The organism is Blastococcus sp. SYSU DS0828, from assembly GCF_054050975.1.
Genome location: NZ_JBJHAK010000032.1, coordinates 13787 through 37890, shown reverse-complemented (window position 1 = coordinate 37890; position 24104 = coordinate 13787). Strand labels below are relative to the sequence as shown.

The window sequence follows — 24104 nt, the reverse complement described above, 5'->3', positions numbered from 1 at the left end:
AGAACAGGACCAACTCGGCCACCCCCCCCCCCCCCCCCCCCCCCCCCCCCCCCCCCCCCCCCCCCCCCCCCCCCCCCCCCCCCCCCCCCCCCCCCCCTCGGCCCGAACTGCTCCACCCGGATGTCCGCCGCCGGGATGCCCAGGGTCTCCAGCAGCCGGGTGGCCGCGCCGGCGAACGCGGCCGAGCCGCAGACGAAGGCCGTCTGACCCGGCTCCCACAGCGGCACGAGGTCCGCGGCGGTGAGCCGGCCGGCGGGCCGGATGCCGTGCGGCTCCCGCGTGGTGACGACCAGCGCGCCGGCGGCGAGCAGCTCGTCGGCGTAGGGCAGCAGCTCCAGCGTCCGGACCGAGACGGCGATCCGGAGCCGGTCGGCGCGTCCCAGCGCCCGGGCGGTGCGCAGCATCGACACGAACGGGACGACGCCGGTGCCGCCGGCGACCAGCAGCGCCGGGCTCTCCGTGTCCCACACGAACCAGCCACCGATGGGGCCGCGCACCTCCAGCACGTCGCCCGGCTCCACGACGTCGGCCAGGTGGGTGGAGACCTCGCCGTCGTCCAGCCGTTCCACGAACAGCTCCACCAGCGGATCGCCGGGCGCGGAGGCGACCGAGTAGGAGCGCTGCGCGGTGTACCCGTCGGGGGCGGTGAGCCGGACCACGTAGTGCTGCCCGGGCAGGTGGTCGACCCGGTCGGCGACGTCCAGCCGCAGCTGCACCGAGCGCGGCACCGGCCGACGGACGCCGGCGACGGTGGCCGTCCGCCAGCCACCGGCAGGGGCACCGGGGACCCCGGCGCCGAGCACGACCGGGTCCGGGGCCTCAGTCACCCTGGTACCGCTGCTGCCGCCACGGGTCCCCGCGGTCGTGGTAGCCGTTCTGCTCCCAGAAGCCCGGCTGGTCACGGGCCAGCAGGGTCAGCTTGCTGATCCACTTGGCGCTCTTCCAGAAGTACAGGTGCGGCACCAGCAGCCGGACGGGACCACCGTGCTCCGGGGTCAGCGGGCGACCGTCGAAGTCCCAGACCAACCACGCCTTGCCGCCGGTGACGTCGGCCAGCGGCAGGTTGGTCGTGTAGCCGGTCTTCGACGTCGCCATGACGAAGTGCGCCTCGGCGGTCGGCCGGGCGGCATCGAGCAGCGTGTCGACGCTGACGCCGGAGAATCGGGTGTCGAACTTCGACCAGGTCGTGACGCAGTGGATGTCGCCGCGGTACTCCGACGGCGGCAGCCGGTGCGCCTCCTCCCACGACCACGTCGTCGGCGACTCCACCTTCCCGTCGACGGTGATGCTCCAGGTCTCGGGTGAGATGCGCGGGGTCGGCTCGGCGGTCAGCACCGGCCAGTCGGCGCCGACGTCGTACTGGCCGGGCGGCAGCCGCGGGTCGCGCTCGCGGCGGCGGCCGAGGAATCCACGGGTGGGGGTGGGCACGAGGACACGATCCCCCACCGGAGGCGCCTGGACCACCACCGCGCGCCCCCGACGTGCACGGATGCCGGGAGCCTCCCCTCCGACCTGCGGTGAGGGTCGCCTTACATGAGCCGTGTCACCTCGTGTTGGCTTGGTGGCAAGCACCGTGTAGTCCTAGCGTGGGGACTTGTGGTGACGGTGGAGCACACTCAGCGCAGGACCCCGAAGGTGGCGAAGACCAACTCGGTCTTCAAGAAGGCCGTGATGGCCGTCAGCGGCATCATCATGGTGCTGTACCTGATCGCGCACGTGATCGGGAACCTGAAGGCCTTCTCCGGCGCCGAGGCGTTCAACTCGTACTCGGGCTGGATCCGGACGGTCGGCAACCCGGCGCTGCCCGGGCAGACCACGCTCTGGGTCATCCGGATCGTGCTGCTGGTCGCCGTCGTGGCGCACTTCTGGGCCGCCGTCTCGCTGTGGCGCCAGGCCAAGCGTGCGCGCCCGTCGGGCTACGTGACCAAGAAGGCCACCGCCCAGAGCTACGCCTCGCGGACGATGCGCTGGGGCGGCGTGATCGTCGGCGCCTTCATCATCTACCACGTCCTCGACCTCACCCTGGGTGCGGTGAACGCCGAGGGCTTCGACAGCACGCCGTACGACCGGCTCGTCGCCAGCTTCCAGAACCCGTTCGTCACGATCTTCTACGCCATCTCGGTGATCCTGCTGGGCATGCACCTGCGGCACGGCATCTGGAGCGCCACGCAGACCTTGGGCCAGAGCAACCGGCGCCGCGAGAAGACGGTCAGCCTGTTCGCCCTCGGGTTCTCGACCGTCCTGACCCTCGGATTCCTGCTGGTGCCGTTCTCCGTCCTCTTCGGGCTCATCGACTAAGGAGCTCCCCCAGATGCCTCTCGAGCTGTTCACCGTCGGCGAGCCCATCGCCGACACCAAGGCCCCCACCGACGTCCCGATCGGCGAGCGCTGGAGCGAGCGCAAGTTCCGCGGCCGCCTGGTCAACCCCGCCAACCGCCGCAAGATGACGATCATCGTCGTCGGCACGGGCCTGGCCGGTGGCTCCGCCGCCGCCACGCTGGGCGAGGCCGGCTACAACGTGAAGTCGTTCTGGTACCAGGACAGCCCGCGCCGCGCGCACAGCGTCGCCGCGCAGGGCGGGATCAACGCCGCCAAGAACTACCGCAACGACGGCGACAGCGTGCACCGGCTGTTCTACGACACGGTCAAGGGCGGCGACTTCCGCTCGCGCGAGAACAACGTGCACCGCCTCGCCGAGGTCAGCGTCAACATCATCGACCAGTGCGTCGCCCAGGGCGTCCCCTTCGCCCGCGAGTACGGCGGCCTGCTCGACAACCGCTCCTTCGGTGGCACCCAGGTCTCGCGCACCTTCTACGCCCGCGGCCAGACGGGCCAGCAGCTGCTCTACGGCGCCTACCAGGCGCTGGAGCGGCAGATCGCGGCCGGGACCGTCGAGGAGCACTCGCGCACCGAGATGCTCGACCTGATCGTCGTCGACGGCCGCGCCCGCGGCATCGTCGCCCGCGACCTCGTCAGCGGCGAGATCAGCACGCACTTCGCCGACGCGGTGGTCATCGCCAGCGGTGGCTACGGCAACGTCTTCTACCTCTCCACCAACGCCAAGGGCTCCAACACCACGGCGATCTGGCGGGCGCACAAGCGGGGCGCGTACTTCGCCAACCCCTGCTACACGCAGATCCACCCCACCTGCATCCCGGTCAAGGGCGACTACCAGTCGAAGCTGACCCTGATGTCGGAGTCGCTGCGCAACGACGGCCGCGTGTGGGTGCCCAAGGAGCGCGGCGACGACCGCGACCCGCGGGACATCCCCGAGTCCGACCGCGACTACTACCTCGAGCGCCTCTACCCCTCGTTCGGCAACCTGGTGCCCCGCGACATCGCCTCGCGCCAGGCCAAGAACGTCTGCGACGAGGGCCGCGGCGTGGGCCCGGGTGGGCTCGGCGTCTACCTGGACTTCGCCGAGGCGATCGAGCGCCTCGGGCGTCCGGCCGTCGAGGCCAAGTACGGGAACCTCTTCGACATGTACGCCCAGATCACGGGCGAGGACCCCTACGAGGTCCCGATGCGGATCTACCCCGCCGTGCACTACACGATGGGCGGGCTGTGGGTCGACTACGACCTGCAGTCGACGATCCCGGGCATGTTCGTGATCGGGGAGGCCAACTTCTCCGACCACGGCGCGAACCGGCTCGGCGCCTCCGCGCTGATGCAGGGGCTGGCCGACGGCTACTTCGTGCTCCCGTCGACGATCAGCAGCTACCTCGCCGACGGGCCGTTCGAGAAGGTCGACGAGAGCCACCCCGCCGCCGTCGAGGCGCTCACCGGCGTGCAGGAGCAGGTGCAGAAGCTGCTGAGCATCAACGGCAACCGCACCCCGGCGTCCTTCCACCGCGAGGTCGGCCAGCTGATGTGGGACCTCTGCGGCATGGAGCGCACGGACGAGGGCCTGCGCAAGGCCATCGACCGCATCCAGGAGATCCGCAAGGAGTTCTGGACCAACCTGAAGGTGACCGGCGACTGGCACTCGTTCAACCAGACGCTGGAGCACGCCGGCCGGGTCGCCGACTTCATCGAGCTCGCCGAGCTGATGTGCATCGACGCCCTGCACCGCCGCGAGAGCTGCGGTGGCCACTTCCGCGCGGAGAGCCAGACGCCCGACGGGGAGGCGCTGCGCGACGACGAGAACTTCGCCTACGTCGCCGCCTGGGAGTGGACGCCGGAGGGCCAGCCCCCGGTCCTGCACCGGGAAGACCTCGAGTACGAGTACGTCCACCTCGCCCAGCGGAGCTACAAGTGACAGCCACACACGAAGGCCCGATGCGCTCCAGCGTCGGCAACCCCGCGGCCGAGAAGCGCGGGATGAACCTGACGCTGCGCATCTGGCGCCAGCAGGGGCCGACGGCCAAGGGCAAGATGGTGACCTACAAGATCACCGACATCTCCCCCGACATGTCGTTCCTCGAGATGCTCGACGTGCTCAACGAGCAGCTGATCATGCAGGGCGACGACCCGGTCGCCTTCGACCACGACTGCCGCGAGGGCATCTGCGGCATGTGCGGCGTCATGATCAACGGTCAGGCGCACGGCCCGCAGCAGACGACTACGTGCCAGCTGCACATGCGTTCCTTCAAGGACGGCGACTCGATCGACATCGAGCCGTGGCGCGCCACCGCGTTCCCGGTGATCAAGGACCTCGCCGTCGACCGACGGGCGTTCGACCGGATCATCCAGGCCGGCGGCTACATCAGCGTGCCCACCGGCACCGCGCCCGAGGCGCACGCGACCCCGGTGCCGAAGGCCGACTCGGACGCCGCGTTCGACGCCGCCACCTGCATCGGCTGCGGTGCCTGCGTGGCGGCCTGCCCGAACGCCTCCTCGATGCTGTTCACCGCCGCCAAGGTGACGCACCTGGGGCTGCTGCCCCAGGGCCAGCCCGAGCGCAACGACCGCGTGGTCAACATGGTGGCGCAGCAGGACCGCGAGGGCTTCGGCGGCTGCACGAACATCGGCGAGTGCTCCGCCTCCTGCCCGAAGGGCATCTCGATGGAGACGATCTCCCGGCTGAACCACGACCTGCTCGGCGCCCTGCGCGCCGGGGCGCGGCCGAAGAGCTGACCGCACCGCGCCCCCCCCTGGCGCGGAACTGCACGAGAGCCCCCCTCCGGACACCGGAGGGGGGCTCTCGTGCACTCCGAGGCCGCACGCCGGCTGGCACACTGCGCGCGTGCTGCCCACGACCGCCGAAGACCGCGTGGCACCCCCGACGGCGTCTCCGGTCCGCGCGCTGCTGCACGTCCTGCTGGCCGGCGGGCTCGGCATCCTGATGGCGGTCGTGGGCGCGCCCGTCGTCATCGCCTCGCTCTTCGGCGGCTGGACCGCCGTGGGCATCGCGGTCGCCGTGCTCACCGCCATCGCCTGCGGGCTCGCCGTCGCCGTGGACCGCACCGCGGGACCGGGTGGCTGCGGCCGGCCCGGCTCGGTGCTGCGGGGCGTCACCCTGGGCGTGGTCGCGTCCGGTGCCGTCGTCGTGCTCGCGGGGGTGGCGCTGCGCCTGGACGTCGGCGACGGCGTGCCCGTGCTGCTCCGCTACGCGGCCGCCGGTCTGCCGTTCGCCGCGGTCGCCGGCCTGCAGTGGCCCGGCGTGGTCCGGATCGTCACGGCGGTGCTCCTCGCGGGATGCGCCGCGGCGGTCCTCGTGCCGCGCGGGACGGAGGCGGCCCAGGACGCCCAGCAGCAGCGGATCCTCACGGAGGTGGGCACCACTGAGCACCCGTGGGTCACCGCGGTCGACGGCTACCGGGTCTCCGCGTCCCAGGCGACCGGCAGCCCGCTGATCTGGACGCGGCTGGAACGCGCCGACCACCGGGCCGACGCGGTGCTCTGGCTGTTCCGCGACCAGCCGGTGGATCCCGCGGCGGCCGACCCGTGCGCAGCGACCTCGCTCTGGACGCCGGGCGGCGACCAGCCGATGACCTCCTGCGCCGCCCTCGGCGACGGGCGCTGGCTGCGCTCGTCCGGGTACTGGCAGGAGCTGGTCCGCTTCGACCCCGACGTCCGGATCGGCGTGACGGCCGACCCGGTCGTCGCGCTGCCGGTGCTCGAGGCGGCGCTGGCTGCGGCTCGCCCGATGACCGAGGACGAGTACGAGACCTGGCTCGACGAAGGGCTCACGCCCGGCTGGTGAGCGGCGTCTGCTCCCGCTCGTCCAGCCAGCTCCACAGCTCCTCCGGCGGTAGGGGCCGGCTCAGGTGGTACCCCTGGACGACGTCGCAGCCCAGCTCCGCGAGGGCCGCGACCGTCGCCGCGTCCTCCGCGCCCTCCGCCACCAGCACCAGGCCCAGCGCGTGCGCCAGCTGCAGGGTGGAGGTGACGATCGAAGCCGCTCGGGCGCTCCCGGTCATCGCCGCGATGAACGTGCGGTCCAGCTTCAGCTCCGTGACCGGCAGCGCGGCGAGGTAGGCCAGGCTGGAGTGGCCGGTGCCGTAGTCGTCGATGGCCACGCCGACGCCGTCGTCCCGCAGCCGGCCGAGCACCCCGACGGCGCGCTCCCGGTCCTCCATCAGCAGGCTCTCGGTGACCTCGAGGACCAGGCTGCCCGCGGTCAGCCCGTGCGCGGCGAGCAGGCGGGCGACGTCGTCCGGGAAGGACTGGTCGACCAGGTTCGAGGGGCTGACGTTGACCGCCATGGTGAGCGACCGGCCCTGGTCGGCCCAGCGGCGGCACTGGGCCAGGGCCATGTCGACCACCCGGGCGGTCAGTTGGCCCATGAGCCCGGCCGACTCCGCCAGGTCGATGAACGCGTCCGGGTAGAGCAGCCCCCGCGTCGGGTGCTGCCAGCGGACGAGCGCCTCGACGCCTGCCACCGTGCCCGTGGGGAGATCGAGCTTCGGCTGGTAGTGCAGCACCAGCTCACCGGTCTCGAGGGCCCGCCGCAGCGCCGAGACGTCCTCCAGCCGGTGCCGACCGTGCCCGTCCCGGTCCTCGTCGTACACGGCGGCGCCGAGGCGGCCGGACTTCGCCGAGTACATCGCCAGGTCGGCCAGCTGCAGCAGCTCCGCGGCGCTGCGCGAGTGCTCGGGGCCCACGGCGACACCGACGGCGGCGTCCAGGCCGAGCTCCATGCCGGCGAGCCGGAACGGGCGCCGCAGGTGGTCGCGGAGGCGGTCGGCCAGGACGAGGGCGCCGTCGACGTCCAGGTCCTGGGCCAGGACGACGAACTCATCCCCGCCCAGCCGGGCCAGCAGGTCACCGTCGCGCACCTGCGCCCGCAGCCGGGTGCCGACCTCCCGCAGCAGCGCGTCGCCGACACCGTGGCCCAGCGAGTCGTTGATCTCCTTGAACCGGTCGAGGTCGAGGACGAGGACGGCGAGCTCCTCACCGGCGAGGAGCCGCGTGTCCAGGGCGTCGAGCGCCTCGAAGACGCAGCGTCGGTTGGGCAGCCCGGTCAGCTCGTCGGTGCGCGCCTGGCGGCGGCTGTCGGCCAGCGCGCGGACGGCGCGGAAGGTGAGCGCGGTCCGGGCCAGGGCGGCGAGGACCGCGCCGAAGGCGAGCGCCCCCGTCATCGGGTCGCCGCCACGGAAGTACCCGTGGACGAGCAGCCCGACTGCGGTCAGGGTGCACACCGCGGGGACGAGCAGCGGCGCGCGGACCGCTGCGGGGTCGGAGATGCCCCCGGCGGGGGCGTGGCAGGCCGAGAACCCGAAGCACAGGAACGCCAGACCCCAGACCACGTCGAGCGCGCTGCCCACGGAGTACGTGTCGTGGGCGACCTGGTAGGCGTACACGGTGTCGCCGGTGACGAACAGCAGGAGCCCGGTGACGACCCACCACCAGCCGCCCCCGCCGCGCCGCCCGATGACGACCAGGCCGGCGGCCAGCAGGCTGAGCAGCAGCAGGTCACCCACCGGGTAGGCGATGCCGACGAAGGCGGCCCCGTGCCCGTCCGCCGCGGTGCGGAGCAGGTCCCCGAGGGCCAGGGACGCGGCCAGGGCCCCGGCGGTGAGCCCGGTGACCAGGCAGTCGAGCCAGAGGTCGGCCGTGAGCCGCCGCACCCGGCCGCGGATCATGAGCAGCAGCGCGAGGAAGGCCAGCGGGTAGAACCCCAGCTGGAGGGCGTCGGCCCACGACGGCCGGGGCACCGTCTCCAGCCCGCGGTAGTGCAGCTCGTAGACCGCGCCACCGAGCAGGTAGGCCCCGACCGCGCCGGCGAAGCAAAGCCACGCCCGGCGTGCGACCGAGGTCACGCGTGCCCGCAGCACGAGCACGACCGTGAGGGCGGCGAGGAAGACCAGCTTCCCGCCCGCGGCCAGGTACTCCCCGACGTACGGGATCCCGAGGGCGGCCATCACCAGGCAGAGCACCCAGGCGGCGGACGCGACGGCGGCCGTGACCCGCACGGCACGCAGCGCCCGGTCCGCGTCGCGCCCCCGCGTGCTCCCGGTGCGCCGCTCATCCATGACCGGACGATCGGCGCGGTACGAGATCGGCTGAAACGCAGCTCACGTCCTTCCTCCCCCGCCGGGGGGAGGCCGGGGCCGCGCCGGGAGCGTCAGGCGGGAGGCACCGGCGGGATGATCCGGTCGACGACGTCGGCCGGCATCAGCCCGGCCTTGCCGAAGCGGCTGGCCGCTTCGATGAACTGCGGCGCGGAGGCGGCAAGCTCGACGAGCATCGCCCGGGCGTCGTCCTCCCGGCCCGCGAGGGCCGCGACGACGGCCCGCCACATCAGCTGGTCGGGCTCGGTGACCGGGTCCATGGGGCGCAGCAGCTCCAGCTCCCGGTCGGCCGTGACGGGGTCCCCGTCGATGGCCTGCTGGAAGGCACGGACGACGTCCTGGTAGCGGGCGCGGGTCACGGTCAGGTCGGCCAGGGCGCCCAGCGGGTCCGGGGAGTCGTCGACCCGCAGGTCGACCACCATGTCGTGCCAGGGACGCCCGGTCGTGGTCGCGCGGACGACCATGATCGCGGCCGACCGGCGTCCCCGGAAGTCACCGCCGGCCTCCTCCCCCGCCACCAGCGCGCTGAGCAGGCGCTGCGCGAGCAGACCGGCGGAGCCCTCGAACCGCTCCACCATCGCTTCCCACACCGCGGGCGAGCTCGCCATGTTGGCCAGCGCGACGCAGTTGTCGCCGACGAGGTGACCGGCGGCGTCGACGCAGCTGGTGCCCGTGTACACGGCGAAGTCGCCGGCGAGACCGAGGACGGCGACCTGCCGGCGCTCGGGCTGGGGGTCGACGCTGCTGAGCGCCGTCAGCACCTCCTGCGCGGTGAACCCGCCGCGCAGGAGGTCGAGACCGACGGAGCCGTACATGGGCTCGGCCATCGACTGCGTGGCGATGACCCCGTGCCCCGGGAGGGCGAAGGGGACGCTGTTGCCGACCGCGAAGGCCTGGGACTGGGTGGCGACGCCCATCTCCCCCGTCTCGGGGTCGCGGGCCACGATCGAGTAGGTCACCGCGGCGGCCTACCCGCGGCTCCCCGGGACCCGAAACCCCGGTGCGTCACAGTGCGCGGTCCCCCATGGCCTGGGCCAGGAGCTCCACCGACCGCAGCCGTCCGTCGAGGGACGCCGACTGGTGGGCGACGATCAGCTCGTCGGCGTCGGCCAGCTTCGCGAACCCCTCGAGGTGCTCGCGCACCTCGGCCGGGGTGCCGACGGCGGTGTGGGTCAGCATGGTGGAGACGTGCTGACCGGCTCCCTGCGCGAGCAGCTGGTCGGCCTGCTCGTCGGTGAGCGCCCGGCCACGGCCGAACAGGCCGACGGCCAGGTTCCGCCGGACGGCCTGCAGCTGCTCCTGCGCGGCCGCGGTGCTGTCGGCGGCGACGACGTTGACCCCGGCGATGACGTAGGGCTCCGCCAGCTGCTCGGAGGGCTTGAACTCCCGGCGGTAGGCGGCGACGGCCGGCTCGAGCATGGCCGGCGCGAAGTGCGAGGCGAACGCGTAGGGCAGCCCGAGCGCCGCGGCGAGCGTGGCGCCGAACATCGACGACCCGAGCACGTACAGCGGCACCCGCGAGCCCTTGCCGGGGATCGCGTCGACACCGGGCACCCGGCTCTCACCGGCCAGGTAGGCCTGCAGCTCGAGGATGTCCTGCGGGAAGCTGTCGGCCGAACGCGGGTCGCGGCGCAGCGCGTACATGGTGTTCTGGTCGCTGCCCGGGGCACGGCCCAGCCCCAGGTCGATGCGGCCGGGGTACATCGCGTCGAGCGTGCCGAACTGCTCGGCGATCGTCAGCGGCGAGTGGTTGGGCAGCATGACCCCGCCGGCACCCAGCCGGATGCTGCTGGTCTGCGCGCCGACGTGCGCGATCAGCACGCTGGTGGCCGACGAGGCGATGGAGGGCATGTTGTGGTGCTCGGCGTACCAGACGCGCGCGTAACCGTGCTCCTCCGCGCACTGGGCGAGGGCCACGCTCGCGGCGATGGCGCTGCTCGCGGTCTCCCCGCGCGGGATGGGTGCCAGGTCGAGGACGGACAGGGTGATGCTCATGTGCGGTACGGGCCTTTCACGTCGGTTGCCTGGCGCAACGCCGCCGGCCCGCCGCACCTTCCCCTGCGCCCTGGGAGCGTTCCGACCGCTCCGCGGGTCCTGCAGTGGCCGTGGAGCGCCGCGAACACCCCCAGAGCGTGGGTCAGCGGCTCTGCAGCGCGTCCAGCGCGACGGCCATCGCCGCCGCCACCCGGAAGTCCAGGCGGTCGTCGGGAACGGTCACCGTGTACTGGTCGCGCAGCGCGATCCGCTTCTCGCTGCTCATCACCAGCGCCCCGGTCCGGCTGTCGGTGAAGTCGAAGTGGAAGAGGAACGGCACCGGGATGCTGTCGAGGAACGGGATGAGGCCCCACACCCGGCGCAGCAGCGCGATGAACCGGTTGCGCTCCTGGCCGACGGCGTCGATGCCGGGCGCCGACAGATGCCAGGTGGAGCGCAGCAGGCTGGCGCCGAACGCCTTCCGGAAGTAGCCGACGGGCTGCCCGTGCTCGTCGAGGACGTCGTGCTCGGCGCCGACGTCCAGCCGCTGGCGGGCCTTGAAGGAGAACACCCGCCGGCTCTTGGACTCGTCGGCGAAGAAGGTGACCTCCTCCCGCAGCTTCATCCGCTTCTGCTCGGCGAGGGCGAGGAGCTGCCCTTCGCTGCCGTCGGGGTTCGCCGAGCGCACCTCGTAGCGGTTGACCATCATCGTGACTCGCTGCCGGACGAAGAACTTCGGCACGACCACAGGGGCCGGCTGGGGCGCGGGGGGAACGGTCACGACGGTGCTCCAACAGTGGTCGACGGCTGGGGTCGGCCCATCCTGTCGGATCGGCGCCCCTCGCGGGCCGGTGCCGACCGTCGGCCGGCCCGCGGGAGGGCGACCGGGCTCACCGCGGGGACGCCGCCCGCCCACCGGTGAGGACGTCGTGCAGCCGCTGCACCTGCCGCTCCAGAGGGCTGGGGTTCTCGTCGTCCCGCATCGGCCCCGCGGGCATCAGCACCCACAGCAGCAGGTAGACGAGGATGCCGGCACCACCGGCGACGGTCAGGCCGACGAAGCCGACCCGCCACAGCACGGCGTCGATGCCGGTGTACTCGGCGAGCCCGCCGCACACCCCGCCGGCCATGCGGTCGGTGGTGCTGCGCCGGAGCTCCGGTCGCCGCGGCGGGCGCTGCTGCCCGCCGTCGGGGGCGTCCGCGGGCGGAGGGAGGGGAACTGAGTTCGTCATGCCACGAGCCTGCGCGCGGCGCCGCCGGCGCGACATCCGGTGACACCCGGATCCGTCCCCGAGAACGGCGCTCGGGGTCTCCCCCGGCCGAACCTCACCGCAGCGGGAGCGGCGTCGTGTCGCCGTCCTCCCGCGGGCCGAGGATCCAGCGCTCCTCGAGGGCGATGGGCACGTCGTTGATGCTGGCCTCCCGCCGGCGCATCAGGCCGTCGGCGGCGAACTCCCAGTTCTCGTTGCCGTAGGAGCGCCACGTGCGGCCCTCGGCGTCCTGCCACTCGTACTGGAAGCGCACCGCGATGCGGTCGTCGGTGAAGGCCCACAGCTCCTTGCGCAGCGCGTAGTCCAGCTCGCGCTGCCACTTGCGGGTCAGGAAGTCCACCACCTGGTCACGGCCCCGCAGGAACTCGGCGCGGTTCCGCCAGACGGTGTCCTCCGTGTAGGCCTGCGCCACCCGGACCGGGTCGCGGGTGTTCCACGCGTCCTCCGCGGCGCGCACCTTCTGCTGGGCGGTCTCCAGGGTGAACGGCGGGAACGGTGGTCGGGACACGCGGTGCCTCCTCGGGCGCAGCGGCGGCCGCCTGCCGGCCACCGGGTGCCAGCCTGCCGGGGGTGCGGGCCCCCTCGCACGCCGGCCGATGAGTTCGCCGCGGCCGGCCCGTCTAGGTTCTCGACGACCGGTTCACCGAAGGAGATCCCGTGGGACGCATCGCCGCCGCCCTGTTCACCACCGTCGACGGTTCGGCCGAGCGCCCGGACCAGTGGCACGGGCCGTACTTCGACGAGGCGATGGGCGCGGCCATGGACCGGCACCTGGGCCGGTGCGAGGCCTACCTGATGGGCCGCGTCCTGCACGACCAGTGGGCCCGGTACTGGCCCGGCAACGACAGCGACGAGTTCGCCGAGTTCATCAACCCGGCCACCAAGTACGTGCTGTCGACGACGCTCCAGGGCTCCGACTGGGCCGGGACGACGGTGCTGCGCTCCCTCGACGAGGTGCGGGCGCTGAAGGAGCGCACCGCCGGCACCATCGGCATGTCCGGCAGCCTGACGACCGTGCGGTCGCTGCTGGAGGCCGGCCTGCTCGACGAGCTGGTGCTGCTGGTGGACCCGGTCGTGGTCGCCGGGGAGCGCCGCTGGACCGACGAGCTGGGCCGCACCCCGCTGGAGCTGCTGTCCTCGGAGGCCTTCCCGACCGGCGTCCTGCACCTGGTCTACCGGCCCGCCCGGAAGGGGTGAGACGCCCGGTCGCCGCCAGGTGTTCCGGACTGCGTCACCGGGCGGACACCTTCGGTGCCCACGCTGGCGCCATGACGGCGAGCCTCTTCGTGATCGGGATCCGGGTCGGCTGGATCGGGCGTGACGTCCGGTTGGACGACGCCGGGGCCGGTCGCGCGGACGACGTCGTGCACGCGGTCGCCAAGCCGGTGGTGGACGGGCTGGAGGCGTCGCTGTGCGGGCAGCTGGTGCGGGCGACCGCCGCGCAGGACTGGCCCACGCAGCACGGCACGGCGCGGTGCGGGGAGTGCGCCCGCCTCGCCGGCTGATCCCGGCGGCCGCGGTACGACTATTACCGGGTCGCTCCCCTGCCGTGCGCGCGCTGCTCCCCCACGGGTCACCTTCCGGCCGGAGCCTGGTGCTGTCCGGACGGAGACGATCCAGGAGGAAGCCATGACCACGCCCGCAGCCAAGCCGCCGGCCACGTCCACCACCGAGCCGAAGAACCGCAAGCAGTCCGACGAGGACGCGGCCGGCACCGAGCCGACGACGCCGGAGCTCGACGAGCTGGCCCGTACCCGCGAGGAGGCCGAGGACCGGGCCCGGGAGCTGCTGGCCGCCCAGGTCCTGCAGGAGGCCCGCAACGGATCCCACGACGAGCGGGCCCGCCAGCTGGTCCTCGCCGTCCGCCGCGACCTCCTCGTGGAGCTGCGCGAGCAGGAGCAGGAGCAGGCCCGCCGGCAGCTCGCCGCGGCGGCGGACAGCAGCGAGGACGCCGTCGTCGGCCTCGTGCAGGGGGTGACGACGATCGTGCGCAGCTTCGTGCCCGCCGTGCTCGTCCGGCCGGAGGAGGTCATCGAGACCACCTACGCCCTGGCCGACCAGGGGCTGCGCGTGACCCGCCGGCTGGCGCTGACCCTGACCGAGAGCGTGCGCGGGCTCGTCACGACCTGACGGGGCGCGCTCCGTCGGCGAGGGCCGCCGGGTCCCCCCGGCGCCCCTCGCCGACGCACGGCGTCCGGTCCACCGCCGCTGGGTGGCCTCCTCCCCTACTCTCCCGGCGTGCTCGATGCCCGCGAGAGCTCACGACCGGTCCGGGCCGACCGGTGGCGGTGGCCCGTGCGCACCCTGGCGGTCCTCGCCGTCGTGTGCTGGGCCGCCTCCTACAGCTGGCTCCTCGGGTGGACGCCGCCCACCCGGTGGGTCCACCCGACCGCGTCGCCGTGGCTGGTCATGGAGCTCGCGGCGGTGGCAGCCGGGGCGGCCGCGGTGGTCGGCGGCGCCGTGCTGGCCGGGCGAGGGAGCGCCGCCGGCCGGCGCACCGGGGTCCGGTCGGCGTGGCTGGGCGGCCTGGCGCTGCTCGCGACCGCCGCCGGTCTCGCCGTCGCCGTGTGACTCCGTGGACTTCCTCGCCCTGTCACACCGGCGGCGCGGCCGGTGTCTCCATGTCGTCGGATCGACACACCTGGAGGAGACATGGCGAGCAGCACGCGGGTCCCCGCGACCGAGGTCACCGGCATCTACGGAGGCCTGGTGAAGGCGATGTGCCGGAGGATGTTCGGCCAGGTACCGGAGTCCGTCGGCGTGCTCTGGCACCACCCGGCCGTGGTCAAGGACCTGATGGGCCTGGGCCGCAAGGCCGACGCGTGGCACCGGCTGGACCCCCAGCTCGCGACCTTCGCGTCGATGGCCGCGGCCGCGACCGTCGGGTGCAGGTTCTGCCTGGATCTCCACTACTTCATGACGCGCAACCGCGGGCTCGACGAGGCGAAGGCCCGCGAGGTGCCGCGCTGGCGGCAGTCGACGGTGTTCACGCCCCTGGAGCGGCGAGTGATGGAGTACGCCGAGGCGATGAGCCAGACGCCGCCGGCCGTGACCGACGAGCTGTCGGCCGCGCTGCTGACCGACCTCGGCGCGCCCGCGCTCGTCGAGCTGACCGCCCGGGTCGGCGCGATGAACCTCACGGCGCGGGCCAACGTCGCACTCGGCATCCGCTCACAGGAGTTCGCGGCGTCCTGCGGCCTGCCGCCGCTGGCCACCCCTTCGCGGGACGGCCTCACCCCGGCATGACCGACGACCCCTTCCCCGCCCACCGCGGCCTGCTCTTCACCGTCGCCTACGAGCTGCTCGGCTCGGCCGCCGACGCCGACGACGTGGTGCAGGAGACCTGGCTGCGGTGGGCCGAGGTGGACCCCGCGACGGTGCGGGACCCGCGCGCCTACCTGGTGCGGATCGTCACCCGGCAGGCGCTGAACCGGCTGCGGACGATCTCCCGCCGGCGCGAGGACTACGTGGGCGAGTGGTTGCCGGAGCCGCTGCTGACCGGCCCCGACGTCGCCGAGGACGTCGAGCTCGCGGAGAGCGTCTCGATCGCGGTGCTCACGGTGCTGGAGACGCTGGGACCGGTCGAGCGCGCGGTCCTCGTGCTGCACGAGGTGTTCGACGTGCCCTACGACGAGATCGCCGAGGCGGTGGGCAGGTCCAGCGCCGCGGCGCGGCAGATCGCGCACCGGGCCCGCGAGCACGTGGCGGCCCGGCGACCGCGGATGACGGTGAGCCGCACCGAGCAGCAGCAGGTCGTGGACCGGTTCCTCGCCGCGCTCACCGGTGGCGACGTGCAGGCGCTGCTGGACGTCCTGGCGCCCGACGTCGTCGTGGTCGCGGACGGCGGCGGTCTGGCGCCCGCCGCCCGGCGACCGTTCGCGGGCCGGGCGCGGGTGGCGAACGCGCTGTCCCGGTTCGCCGAGCTCGCGCCCGGCGTGCGGATCACCACCCCGCTGGTCAACGGGGCGGTCGGGGCGCGGATCGACCCCGGCGGCGAGTTCGACACCGTGGTCACGTTCGTCGTCGAGGACGGCCGGATCAGCCGCATGTACGCGGTTCGGAACCCGCACAAACTGGGCAGGCTCGACACGGTGGCCGAGCTGCGGCGTTGACCAGAGGTCCGCGGCCTGATCCTGGGGAGCGGACGTGGCGGGAACGAACGTGCTCATCGTGGGCGGCGGCAACGCCGGCATCTCCCTGGCGGCGCGGCTGCTCCGGGACGGGGTGGAGGACGTCACCGTCGTGGCGCCGTCCCCGGTGCACCGGTACAAGCCGCTGCTGAACTACGTCGCCGCGGGCGAGGCGTCGATGGCGGAGCTCGAGCGCCCGATGGCCGACGTCGTGCCGGACGGGTGCACGTGGATCCGCGACGCCGTCGACGCCGTCGACCCCGCCGCCATGACGGTGCGCACCCGCGGGGGCCGGACCCTGCACTGCTCGACCCTCGTGCTCTGCCCCGGCCTCGTGGAGGACTGGGACGCGACGCCGGGGCTGCAGCGGGCCTACACCGAGGGGTGGGCCGCGTCCTCGTACGTGCCGGGCAGCGCCCCGCTGGTGTGGCCGGGCGTGACGTCGCTGCGGGCCGGCTCCGTGGTCTTCACCGTGCCCCCGGAGCCGGCGTCCTGCGGGCCGACCGCGCTCAAGCCGCTGTTGATGGCGTGCGACCACTGGCGGCGCGCCGGCGTGCTGGACGACCTGCAGGTCCGCCTCGTGCTGCCGGCGGCGGCGGGGACCGGCATCCCGGAAGCGGACCGGTACCTGGAGGACGTGTTCGCCGGCTACGGCATCGAGGTGCTGCGCGAGTCACGGATCGAGCGGGTGGACGGCGACCTGCACTCGGTCACGATCACCTCTTCGAGCGGCCGGCGGGTGCTGGAGGACGTCGCGTTCGCGCACGCCGTCCCGCACTACCGGGCGCCGCGCTGGATCGCCGACGCCGGCCTCGCCGTCGATGCCTCCCCCGGCCTGGTGGACGTCGACCCCGGGACGCTGCGGCACCGCCGGCACGGGTCGATCTGGGGCCTCGGCGACGCCGCCGACCTCGCCACCCGCCCGTCGGGGGGCGCGCTGCGGAAGCAGGTGAAGGTGCTGAGCGAGAACCTGTCGGCCGCCGCGACGGGCAAGCCGATGCAGCAGTACAACGGCTACACGGTCATGCCGATCACCGTGACCCGCCGGAAGCTGATGCTGAACGAGGTCGACCGCGACAACCGGTCCCAGCCGTCGGTGCCCTTCCTCGACCCGTTCGTGCCGCGACGCTGGCAGTGGCTGTTCGACCGCTACGGGCTGCCGCAGGTCTACTGGCACCGCATCCTCCGCGGCCGGGTCTGACCCCGTCCTGAAGGTCCTCGACAGGGCCCGCGCCCCATGTCGAGAATCCGAGCGCGGCTCCGTCCCCCGGGTGCGAACGGCCAGAATGGGCCGTACCTCACCAGGGAGAACACCATGGCCAAGTACCTGCTGCTCAAGCACTACCGCGGCGCGCCGGGGGCGGTGAACGACGTCCCGATGGAGAAGTGGACGCCGGAGGAGATCTCGGCCCACGTGCGGTACATGCAGGAGTTCGCCGAGCGGCTGGAGGGCACCGGCGAGTTCGTCGACGGGCAGGCGCTCGCGCCCGAGGGCACGTGGGTCCGCTCGGACGGCGAGGGGCGGCCGCCGGTCACCGACGGCCCGTTCGCGGAGACGAAGGACCTCATCGCCGGCTGGATGGTGATCGACGTCGACAGCCACGAGCGGGCGGTGGAGCTGGCCGGTGAGCTCTCCGCGGCTCCTGGCGCAGGTGGGGAGCCGATCCACGAGTGGCTGGAGCTGCGCCCCTTCCTGACGGCGCCGCCCACCGTCACGGAGTGACCGCACCGGTGGACGAGACCCTGCTCCGGGCGCTCATCCCCACCGTGATCGGGATCCTCGGCCGCCGCGGAGCCGACTTCGCGGCGGCCGAGGACGCCGTCCAGGAAGCGTTGGTCGAAGCCGTCCGGGTGTGGCCGGACGACCCGCCGCGCGACCCGCGGGGATGGCTGGTCACGGTGGCCTGGCGCAAGTTCCTCGACGCCACCCGCGCCGAGTCCTCCCGGCGGCAGCGCGAGCTGCGCGTCGAGGCCGAACCGCCGCCGGGGCCGGCCGAGGTCCTGGACGATTCCCTCCGGCTCCACTTCCTGTGCGCCCACCCGTCCCTGACCCCGGCCTCGGCGGTCGCGCTCACGCTGCGCGCGGTCGGCGGCCTCACCACGCGGCAGATCGCCCAGGCGTACCTCGTGCCGGAGGCGACCATGGCGCAGCGGATCAGCCGGGCCAAGCGGACCGTGTCGGGCGTCCGGTTCGACCAGCCCGGGGACATCGCGACCGTGCTGCGGGTCCTCTACCTGGTCTTCAACGAGGGCTACTCCGGCGACGTCGATCTCGCCGCGGAAGCCATCCGCCTCACCCGGCAGCTCGCCGCCGTCAGCGACCACCCCGAGGTGTCGGGGCTGCTGGCGCTCATGCTGCTGCACTCCGCGCGCCGCCCGGCACGAACCCGCCCCGACGGGAGCCTCGTGCCCCTGGCCGAGCAGGACCGCACCGCGTGGGACACCCGGTCGATCACCGAGGGCGTCGAGGTGCTGCAGGCCGCGCTGGCCCGCGACCGGCTGGGTGAGTTCCAGGCGCAGGCCGCGATCGCCGCGCTGCACGCCGACGCACGCACCGCCGGGGAGACCGACTGGGTGCAGATCGTGGAGTGGTACGACGAGCTGGTGCGGCTCACCGGCAGTCCGATCGCCCGCCTCAACCGGGCCGTCGCGGTCGGCGAGGCCGACGGTGCGCGGGCCGGTCTGGCCGCCCTGGCCGAACTGGATCCCTCGCTCCCCCGCTACTCCGCCGTCGCGGCGTACCTGCACGAGCGCGACGGCAACCCGGCGACGGCGGCGCGGCTCTACGCCGAGGCCGCCCGTGCCGCACCGAACCTGCCCGAGCGCGACCACCTCATGCGCCAGGCAGCCCGGCTCAACGCCCTCGCGGACGAATGAGCCGCTACCGCTGCTGCCGGCGGGCGATGAGGACGAGGCCGCCCACCAGGATCACGAGGGGCGCCCAGCCCGGCAGACCGAAGGGGCCGACGATCAGCTGGATCACGAAGATCGCGAGCTGGAAGGCGACGATGAAGCCCACCAGGAGCAGGATCCCGAAGAGCAGCGGCCGTTCCGCCTGCAGCTGTCGCAGGTAGTCCATCAGGTCTCCTCGGTCGTGGGGCACCCCGGCGATACCGGCCATCGGGGACATCGACACCAGAACGTTGCTCCTGTAGCCCCTGTTCCGCGCGTCCACCGTGGGGTGCGCCCGGAGGTCACACGTTGAAGCGGAACTCCACGACGTCGCCGTCGGCCATGACGTAGTCCTTGCCCTCCATGCGCACCCAGCCGCGGGACTTGGCCTCGGCCATGGAGCCGGCCTCGACCAGCTGGTCGAAGCTGACGATCTCGGCCTTGATGAAGCCGCGCTGGAAGTCGGTGTGGATGACCCCGGCGGCCTGCGGGGCGGTGGCGCCGACCGGGATGGTCCAGGCGCGCGACTCCTTCGGCCCGGCGGTGAGGTAGGTCTGCAGCCCCAGGGTGCGGAAGCCGACCTTCGCCAGCTGGTCCAGCCCGGGCTCGCTCTGCCCGATCGACTCGAGCAGCTCGGCGGCCTCGTCGGCCGGCAGCTCGATCAGCTCCGACTCGGTCTGCGCGTCGAGGAAGATCGCCTCCGCCGGAGCCACCAGCGCCCGCAGCTCGTCGAGCTTCTCGCTGTTCGCGAGCTCGTCGGCGTCGACGTTGAAGACGTAGAGGAACGGCTTGGTGGTGAGCAGCGTCAGCTCGCGCAGCGGCTCGGGGTCGACGCCGGCGGAGAAGAGGGTCTTCCCCTCGTCCAGCACCTTCTGCGCGTCCTGGGCGGCGGACAGCAGCGCGGCGCGCTCCTTGTCCTTCTTCGCCTCCTTCTCCAGCCGCGGGATCGCCTTCTCCAGCGTCTGCATGTCGGCCAGCACGAGCTCGGTGTTGATCGTCTCGATGTCGTCCGCCGGGCTCACCTTGCCCTCGACGTGCACGACGTCGGGGTCGCTGAAGACCCGGATCACCTGGCAGATCGCGTCGCTCTCGCGGATGTTCGCCAGGAACTTGTTGCCCAGGCCCTGACCCTCGCTGGCGCCGCGCACGATGCCGGCGATGTCCACGAAGGACACCGTCGCCGGGATGATCTTCTGCGAGCCGAAGATCTCCGCGAGCTTCTCCAGCCGCGGGTCGGGCACCCCCACCACGCCGACGTTCGGCTCGATCGTCGCGAACGGGTAGTTCGCTGCGAGGACGTCGTTCTTGGTCAGGGCGTTGAACAGGGTCGACTTGCCGACGTTGGGCAGACCGACGATCCCGATGGTGAGGCTCACGGGAGCTCAGAGTACGGCCCCGGCGCACCGCCTCCGGACGCCCGACATCGTGGTGGCACCCGCGCGGCGGCGCCCACCACCGTGGGCCTCCCCGCCCTGATGAGGTCCGTGCTCCAGTTCCCCCCGCCGCCGGCCGACGACCGTGATGGATCGGTCGAAGGGATACAGCGTGGGCAAGCACCGCACGGACGCAGCTCGCGGCGGGTCCCTGCGGAGCGGCCGTGGTGCGGCCCAGGTCCAGGGCTGCCCCTCGGGGCCGATGACGATCCGGTCACCGCCCCGGCGAGGGCAGCAACCCGCGCTCCACCGCCACCAGCACCGCCCGGGTCCGGTCGTCCACCCCGAGCTTCGCGAAGACCCGCAGCAGGTGCGTCTTCACCGTCGCCTCGCCGATGAACAACTGCCGGCCGATCTCGGCGTTCGTCAGCCCCCGCGCCACGCCCGCGAGCACCTCCAGCTCGCGCGCGGTCGGCGCCTCGGCGGCCGGGGCCCGCAGCCGCGAGACCAGCCGCGCGGCGACCGGCGGCGCCAGCACGGTCTCCCCGCGGGCCGCGGCCCGGACGGCGTCGGCCAGCTGCGGCAGCGGCGTGTCCTTGAGCAGGTAGCCGGTCGCCCCCGCCTCCACCGCGCGCACGATGTCGGCGTCGGTGTCGTAGGTGGTCAGCACCAGCACGCGGACGTCCGGGTGCGCGGAGAGGATGCGCCCGGTCGCCGTGACGCCGTCCATCCGTGGCATGCGGAGGTCCATGAGGACGACGTCCGGCGCCAGCTCGGCCACCCGCGCCAGCGCCTCGGCCCCGTCGCCCGCCTCCCCGACCACGTCGAGGTCGGGCTGCGCGTCGAGCCACCCGACCAGGCCGCCCCGGACCACGGGGTGGTCGTCGACCACCACCACCCGGATCACCGCGCTGCCGCTCACGAGGCCGGCACCCGCACCGTCACCCGCGTGCCCTCACCGGGCGCCGACACCACGTCGACCTCGCCACCGACCGAGGAGACGCGGTCGCGCAGCCCCTCCAGCCCCGCACCGCGCGCGCGGGACGGTTCGAAACCCACCCCGTCGTCCTCCACGTGCACCGACACCTGCCGCGCCCCCTCACCGCCGACGACCGACACCCGGATCACCACCGCCCGCGCCGCCGCGTGCCGGCGCACGTTGGTCAGCGCCTCCTGCGCTCCCCGGAGCAGGACGACCTCCTCGTCGCGGCGCAGCGCCAGACCGCCGTCCAGCGCCGACGTGTCCACGCGCACCGGGAGGCCGGTCTCGCGCCCGAACCGCTCGGCCAGGCGGGCCAGCGCCTCGACCAGGGTCGAGCCGTCCAGCGCCACCGGCCGGAAGGCGGCGACCATGGCGCGCGCCTCGGCGAGGTTCTCCCGCGCCACCTCCTCGATCAGCGTCAGCCGTTCGCGGGCGACCACCGGGTCGGCGGCGAGCTGGGCGGCCGCGGTCTGCGCCAGGACCACGATGCTCGTGTAGCCCTGCGCGAGGGTGTCGTGCACCTCCTGGGCCAGCCGCTCCCGCTCGGTCAGGACACCGCGCTCGTGCTCGGCGCGGGCCAGCTGCGCCCGGGTGCGCTCCAGCTGCTCGATGAGCTCGGCGCGGTGAGCGCTCTGGTGCAGCACCCGGCTGATCCACAGCCCCAGCGCCAGGCTGAACAGCAGGCTGATGGCGGTCTGCACCAGCACCTCCCGGGCCAGCTCCCCCGATACCGCGCGCACCAGCGGGCCGGCCGCGGTGGCGGCTGCCAGCAGCACGGTCCACGCCACACCCGTCGTCCGGCCGTGCACGACGAACCACACCTGCGGATAGGTGAGGAACAGCAGGAAGAACAGCTCCGGGGACAGGAACCCGAGCGCGCAGAACCCGGCGACGAGCACCGCCAGGTAGACGACCGCACGGACCGGCGCATCACCGCTCAGCGCCGGCGCACCGGCCAGCACGTACGCCAGCGCGAACCCCGCCAGCACCCCCAGGACGGCGGTCAGCCGCCCGCCGTCGTGGTCGGCGACCGCCGTCGCCACGGCCAGCCCCCACAACGCCGCCGAGATGACGTGCATCCCGACGACGGTCGCCCGCCAGCCGCGCTCGGACAGCGGTTCGGCGCCGCCCTCCTCGTCCGCGGGCGGGAGGAAGGCGGCGCCGAGCCGGCTGCGGACGCTCATCCGGCGTTCCGCCGCCAGCGGAACGTCCGGGCGCAGACCACGACGCCGATGATCACCCATGCGGCCAGCACCACGGCAGTGGTCCCGTGCTCCCAGCTGCCCGCGGGCTCCGCGGCCGCGGCCGCGTCGGGCAGGAAGACCGAGCGCATGCCCTGCGTCATCCACTTGAGCGGGAAGACCGCGGCCAGCTGCTGCATCCACCCCGGCAGCTCCGAGAACACGAAGAACACGCCGGAGAAGAACTGCAGGACGACGGCGACCGCTGGGATGCCCGCGCCCGCCGCCCGCGCGCTGCCGACGAACGACGACACCGCGATGCCGAGCACCGTGCCGGCGAGGATGCCCAGCACCGCCACCCAGGCGAAGGTCAGCCAGCGGCCGGCGTCGCCGGGCATCGGCACGTCGTAGACCGTCGCCGCCACCACCAGCAGCACCGTCAGCTGGACGACGGTCGTGAGCAGCACCTGGCCGGCCTTGCCGATCCCGTACGCCAGCGGCGGGGTGCCCAGCGTCTGCAGCCGCAGCAGGTCGCCGCGGTCGCGCTCCTCGGTGATCGCGAGGCCGACGGCCTGGAAGCTGGTCAGCATGATCCCCGTCGCGGCGATGCCGGCGAGGAAGTACTGCCGGAAGTCCACCCCGGGCGCCACCTCGCGGCCGGCGAAGATCGAGCCGAAGATCACCAGCATCACGACCGGGTAGGCGAACGAGAACACCAGCTGGCCCGGGTCGCGGACGAACAGCCGCAGCTCCAGGGCCACCCTGGCCCGCCCGATCGCCCAGGCCCCCGGGGGCGCCGGACGGCGGGCGGCCGGCGGCGGGGTGGGCAGCAGGGCGGTCATCGGGGAGCTCCCTCGGAGACGAGCCGGAGGTAGACGTCCTCCAGGCCGGGGCGGGTCACGGTCAGGTCGGGGATCTCGCCGGTTGGGGTCGCCGCCAGCAGGTCGCGCAGGACGCCGGCCGGCGTGCGGGTGACGACCTCGCGCACGACGCCGTCCTCGGTCCAGCGCACGGTGGCCTCCTGCCGCAGCGCAGCGCCGAGCGCCCCGGGCGCGGCCACCTCCACCAGCCGGCCCGCCGCGATCACCCCGACCCGGTCGGCCAGGTGCGCGGCCTCGTCGAGGTAGTGGGTGGTGAGCACGATGGTGGTGCCGCGGTCGCGGAGCCCCTCGACCAGCGACCAGAACTGCCGGCGGGCGACCGGGTCGAGCCCGGTCGTCGGCTCGTCGAGGAAGAGCAGCTCCGGCCGCCCCTGCACGCCCAGCGCGACCTCCAGCCGCCGCCGCTGCCCGCCGGAGAGCCGGTCGACGCGCGTGCCCGCCGCCCCCTCCAGACCGACGGCGGCGAGCAGCTCGACGCTGTCCTGCGGGGTCGCGTGGTAGTGCGCGTAGTGGTCGACCGTCTCGCGCACGGTGAGGGCGTCACCCGCCCCGGTGCTCTGCCCGACGACACCGACGCGGTCCCGCCAGCGCCGGTCGGCGCCGGCCGGGTCCTCCCCCAGCACCTCGAGCGTCCCGCCGTCCCGCCGCCGGAGGCCGGCGAGGATCTCGACGGTCGTCGTCTTGCCGGCCCCGTTCGGGCCCAGCAGGGCGAACACCTCGCCCCGCCGGACGTCGAGGTCGACGCCGTCCACGACGGCCCGCCCCCCGTACCGCTTCACCAGACCGCGCACCCGCACGGCCGGTCGCTCGCCGGCTGCCGCACCGGGCACGTCCGGCGCCTCGTGGATCGTCGTCATGCAGCCAGCATCGCCGGAGAGCCACCCCGGGGGAACGACCGGAGCGCTGATCCGCCGTCCACCGACCGGTGGACGGCGGACGGCCCCGCCCACCCCCACGGCGGCGT

At 73.7% G+C, this 24104-nt stretch carries 27 protein-coding genes; 13 read left to right on the top strand and 14 right to left on the bottom strand.

Going from position 1 to position 24104, the window contains the following annotated elements:
• Both ACI79Q_RS19255 and ACI79Q_RS19250 read right to left on the bottom strand, forming a co-directional pair.
• Positions 1-827: FAD-binding oxidoreductase (locus ACI79Q_RS19255; protein WP_456615192.1), on the bottom strand; the 827-nt coding region annotated here is incomplete at its 3' end.
• The gene (locus ACI79Q_RS19250; protein WP_456590904.1) at positions 820-1428 is read right to left on the bottom strand and encodes a sulfite oxidase-like oxidoreductase; all 609 of its coding nucleotides are present in this window, start codon (positions 1426-1428) and stop codon (positions 820-822) included. The genes ACI79Q_RS19250 and ACI79Q_RS19255, both read right to left, overlap by 8 nt.
• Before the next feature lie 207 nt (positions 1429-1635).
• Here ACI79Q_RS19250 and ACI79Q_RS19245 point away from each other — a divergent pair, with 207 nt between their 5' ends.
• The 4 genes from ACI79Q_RS19245 to ACI79Q_RS19230 all read left to right on the top strand — a co-directional run bounded on the left by ACI79Q_RS19245 (position 1636) and on the right by ACI79Q_RS19230 (position 6145).
• Positions 1636-2298, top strand: coding sequence for a succinate dehydrogenase cytochrome b subunit (locus ACI79Q_RS19245; protein ID WP_456590905.1), 663 nt, complete (start codon positions 1636-1638; stop codon positions 2296-2298).
• 13 nt (positions 2299-2311) lie between these two features.
• Positions 2312-4258, top strand: coding sequence for a fumarate reductase/succinate dehydrogenase flavoprotein subunit (locus ACI79Q_RS19240; RefSeq protein ID WP_456590906.1), 1947 nt, complete (start codon positions 2312-2314; stop codon positions 4256-4258).
• A 20-nt stretch (positions 4259-4278) separates the two neighbouring features.
• Positions 4279-5076 carry a succinate dehydrogenase/fumarate reductase iron-sulfur subunit gene (locus ACI79Q_RS19235; RefSeq protein WP_456590907.1) on the top strand — a complete coding sequence of 266 codons (798 nt, stop codon included), beginning with the start codon at positions 4279-4281 and terminating at the stop codon, positions 5074-5076.
• Between the two features lie 109 nt (positions 5077-5185).
• Positions 5186-6145 carry a hypothetical protein gene (locus tag ACI79Q_RS19230; protein ID WP_456615191.1) on the top strand — a complete coding sequence of 320 codons (960 nt, stop codon included), beginning with the start codon at positions 5186-5188 and terminating at the stop codon, positions 6143-6145.
• On the opposite strand, the gene ACI79Q_RS19225 is transcribed toward ACI79Q_RS19230, so the two are convergent.
• From ACI79Q_RS19225 to ACI79Q_RS19200, 6 genes are all read right to left on the bottom strand, one after another.
• Complete coding sequence (locus tag ACI79Q_RS19225) at positions 6129-8417, bottom strand: putative bifunctional diguanylate cyclase/phosphodiesterase (RefSeq protein WP_456615190.1); 2289 nt, start codon at positions 8415-8417, stop codon at positions 6129-6131. The two genes, ACI79Q_RS19230 and ACI79Q_RS19225, sit on opposite strands and share 17 nt — an antisense overlap.
• A 92-nt stretch (positions 8418-8509) precedes the next feature.
• Positions 8510-9415 (bottom strand): DUF1028 domain-containing protein, encoded by a 906-nt coding sequence (locus ACI79Q_RS19220; RefSeq protein ID WP_456599718.1) that lies wholly within the window; start codon positions 9413-9415, stop codon positions 8510-8512.
• Positions 9416-9461: 46 nt separating this feature from the next.
• The gene (locus tag ACI79Q_RS19215; RefSeq protein ID WP_456599719.1) at positions 9462-10451 is read right to left on the bottom strand and encodes an LLM class flavin-dependent oxidoreductase; all 990 of its coding nucleotides are present in this window, start codon (positions 10449-10451) and stop codon (positions 9462-9464) included.
• A 142-nt stretch (positions 10452-10593) separates the two neighbouring features.
• Positions 10594-11211, bottom strand: coding sequence for a hypothetical protein (locus ACI79Q_RS19210; RefSeq protein ID WP_456590912.1), 618 nt, complete (start codon positions 11209-11211; stop codon positions 10594-10596).
• A gap of 109 nt (positions 11212-11320) precedes the next feature.
• Positions 11321-11662, bottom strand: coding sequence for a PspC domain-containing protein (locus ACI79Q_RS19205; protein ID WP_456613068.1), 342 nt, complete (start codon positions 11660-11662; stop codon positions 11321-11323).
• Between the two features lie 94 nt (positions 11663-11756).
• On the bottom strand, positions 11757-12209 hold the full coding sequence (locus tag ACI79Q_RS19200; protein ID WP_456590914.1) for a nuclear transport factor 2 family protein: 453 nt from the start codon (positions 12207-12209) through the stop codon (positions 11757-11759).
• 149 nt (positions 12210-12358) lie between these two features.
• Here ACI79Q_RS19200 and ACI79Q_RS19195 point away from each other — a divergent pair, with 149 nt between their 5' ends.
• From ACI79Q_RS19195 to ACI79Q_RS19155, 9 genes are all read left to right on the top strand, one after another.
• A complete protein-coding gene (locus ACI79Q_RS19195) occupies positions 12359-12898 on the top strand; it encodes a dihydrofolate reductase family protein (protein ID WP_456590915.1) in 540 nt (179 codons plus the stop codon).
• Positions 12899-12969: 71 nt separating this feature from the next.
• Positions 12970-13206: a hypothetical protein gene (locus ACI79Q_RS19190; protein WP_456615189.1), complete on the top strand. Its 237-nt coding sequence runs from the start codon at positions 12970-12972 to the stop codon at positions 13204-13206.
• Between the two features lie 124 nt (positions 13207-13330).
• Positions 13331-13831, top strand: a complete 501-nt coding sequence (locus tag ACI79Q_RS19185) for a hypothetical protein (protein WP_456613065.1) — start codon at positions 13331-13333, stop codon at positions 13829-13831.
• 108 nt (positions 13832-13939) lie between these two features.
• A complete protein-coding gene (locus tag ACI79Q_RS19180) occupies positions 13940-14272 on the top strand; it encodes a hypothetical protein (protein ID WP_456615188.1) in 333 nt (110 codons plus the stop codon).
• A gap of 81 nt (positions 14273-14353) precedes the next feature.
• Positions 14354-14947, top strand: a complete 594-nt coding sequence (locus ACI79Q_RS19175; RefSeq protein WP_456613063.1) for a carboxymuconolactone decarboxylase family protein — start codon at positions 14354-14356, stop codon at positions 14945-14947.
• Positions 14944-15813, top strand: a complete 870-nt coding sequence (locus ACI79Q_RS19170; protein ID WP_456590920.1) for an RNA polymerase sigma-70 factor — start codon at positions 14944-14946, stop codon at positions 15811-15813. Before ACI79Q_RS19175 ends, ACI79Q_RS19170 begins: the two co-directional genes overlap by 4 nt.
• A 34-nt stretch (positions 15814-15847) precedes the next feature.
• Positions 15848-17032 carry an NAD(P)/FAD-dependent oxidoreductase gene (locus ACI79Q_RS19165; RefSeq protein ID WP_456590921.1) on the top strand — a complete coding sequence of 395 codons (1185 nt, stop codon included), beginning with the start codon at positions 15848-15850 and terminating at the stop codon, positions 17030-17032.
• A gap of 114 nt (positions 17033-17146) precedes the next feature.
• Entirely contained in the window at positions 17147-17554 is a 408-nt protein-coding gene (locus ACI79Q_RS19160; RefSeq protein WP_456615187.1) for a YciI family protein, read from the top strand.
• Positions 17551-18708, top strand: a complete 1158-nt coding sequence (locus tag ACI79Q_RS19155; RefSeq protein WP_456613061.1) for an RNA polymerase sigma factor — start codon at positions 17551-17553, stop codon at positions 18706-18708. The genes ACI79Q_RS19160 and ACI79Q_RS19155 overlap by 4 nt, the downstream gene beginning before the upstream one ends.
• Positions 18709-18712: 4 nt before the next feature.
• Here the strand turns inward: ACI79Q_RS19155 and ACI79Q_RS19150 are convergent, their stop codons facing one another.
• The 6 genes from ACI79Q_RS19150 to ACI79Q_RS19125 all read right to left on the bottom strand — a co-directional run bounded on the left by ACI79Q_RS19150 (position 18713) and on the right by ACI79Q_RS19125 (position 23997).
• Complete coding sequence (locus tag ACI79Q_RS19150) at positions 18713-18910, bottom strand: hypothetical protein (protein WP_456580839.1); 198 nt, start codon at positions 18908-18910, stop codon at positions 18713-18715.
• A gap of 115 nt (positions 18911-19025) precedes the next feature.
• The gene (ychF, locus tag ACI79Q_RS19145) at positions 19026-20099 is read right to left on the bottom strand and encodes a redox-regulated ATPase YchF (protein WP_456613060.1); all 1074 of its coding nucleotides are present in this window, start codon (positions 20097-20099) and stop codon (positions 19026-19028) included.
• 271 nt (positions 20100-20370) lie between these two features.
• On the bottom strand, positions 20371-21018 hold the full coding sequence (locus tag ACI79Q_RS19140) for a response regulator (RefSeq protein WP_456590926.1): 648 nt from the start codon (positions 21016-21018) through the stop codon (positions 20371-20373).
• Positions 21015-22262 carry a sensor histidine kinase gene (locus ACI79Q_RS19135; protein ID WP_456615186.1) on the bottom strand — a complete coding sequence of 416 codons (1248 nt, stop codon included), beginning with the start codon at positions 22260-22262 and terminating at the stop codon, positions 21015-21017. The genes ACI79Q_RS19140 and ACI79Q_RS19135 overlap by 4 nt, the downstream gene beginning before the upstream one ends.
• The gene (locus ACI79Q_RS19130) at positions 22259-23101 is read right to left on the bottom strand and encodes an ABC transporter permease (RefSeq protein WP_456590928.1); all 843 of its coding nucleotides are present in this window, start codon (positions 23099-23101) and stop codon (positions 22259-22261) included. The genes ACI79Q_RS19135 and ACI79Q_RS19130 overlap by 4 nt, the downstream gene beginning before the upstream one ends.
• Entirely contained in the window at positions 23098-23997 is a 900-nt protein-coding gene (locus ACI79Q_RS19125) for an ABC transporter ATP-binding protein (protein WP_456590929.1), read from the bottom strand. Before ACI79Q_RS19125 ends, ACI79Q_RS19130 begins: the two co-directional genes overlap by 4 nt.
• Between the last annotated feature and the right edge of the window lie 107 nt (positions 23998-24104).

What these genes read in the sequence shown, in the direction of transcription:
- ACI79Q_RS19150 (WP_456580839.1), bottom strand. Translation starts at nt 18,910, where the DNA reads ATGGACTACCTGCGACAGCTGCAGGCGGAACGGCCGCTGCTCTTCGGG.
- ACI79Q_RS19175 (WP_456613063.1), top strand. Translation starts at nt 14,354, where the DNA reads ATGGCGAGCAGCACGCGGGTCCCCGCGACCGAGGTCACCGGCATCTAC.
- ACI79Q_RS19130 (WP_456590928.1), bottom strand. Translation starts at nt 23,101, where the DNA reads ATGACCGCCCTGCTGCCCACCCCGCCGCCGGCCGCCCGCCGTCCGGCG.
- ACI79Q_RS19125 (WP_456590929.1), bottom strand. Translation starts at nt 23,997, where the DNA reads ATGACGACGATCCACGAGGCGCCGGACGTGCCCGGTGCGGCAGCCGGC.
- ACI79Q_RS19215 (WP_456599719.1), bottom strand. Translation starts at nt 10,451, where the DNA reads ATGAGCATCACCCTGTCCGTCCTCGACCTGGCACCCATCCCGCGCGGG.
- ACI79Q_RS19160 (WP_456615187.1), top strand. Translation starts at nt 17,147, where the DNA reads ATGGCCAAGTACCTGCTGCTCAAGCACTACCGCGGCGCGCCGGGGGCG.
- ACI79Q_RS19205 (WP_456613068.1), bottom strand. Translation starts at nt 11,662, where the DNA reads ATGACGAACTCAGTTCCCCTCCCTCCGCCCGCGGACGCCCCCGACGGC.
- ACI79Q_RS19225 (WP_456615190.1), bottom strand. Translation starts at nt 8,417, where the DNA reads ATGGATGAGCGGCGCACCGGGAGCACGCGGGGGCGCGACGCGGACCGG.
- ACI79Q_RS19235 (WP_456590907.1), top strand. Translation starts at nt 4,279, where the DNA reads ATGCGCTCCAGCGTCGGCAACCCCGCGGCCGAGAAGCGCGGGATGAAC.
- ACI79Q_RS19240 (WP_456590906.1), top strand. Translation starts at nt 2,312, where the DNA reads ATGCCTCTCGAGCTGTTCACCGTCGGCGAGCCCATCGCCGACACCAAG.
- ACI79Q_RS19170 (WP_456590920.1), top strand. Translation starts at nt 14,944, where the DNA reads ATGACCGACGACCCCTTCCCCGCCCACCGCGGCCTGCTCTTCACCGTC.
- ACI79Q_RS19185 (WP_456613065.1), top strand. Translation starts at nt 13,331, where the DNA reads ATGACCACGCCCGCAGCCAAGCCGCCGGCCACGTCCACCACCGAGCCG.
- ACI79Q_RS19135 (WP_456615186.1), bottom strand. Translation starts at nt 22,262, where the DNA reads ATGAGCGTCCGCAGCCGGCTCGGCGCCGCCTTCCTCCCGCCCGCGGAC.
- ACI79Q_RS19190 (WP_456615189.1), top strand. Translation starts at nt 12,970, where the DNA reads ATGACGGCGAGCCTCTTCGTGATCGGGATCCGGGTCGGCTGGATCGGG.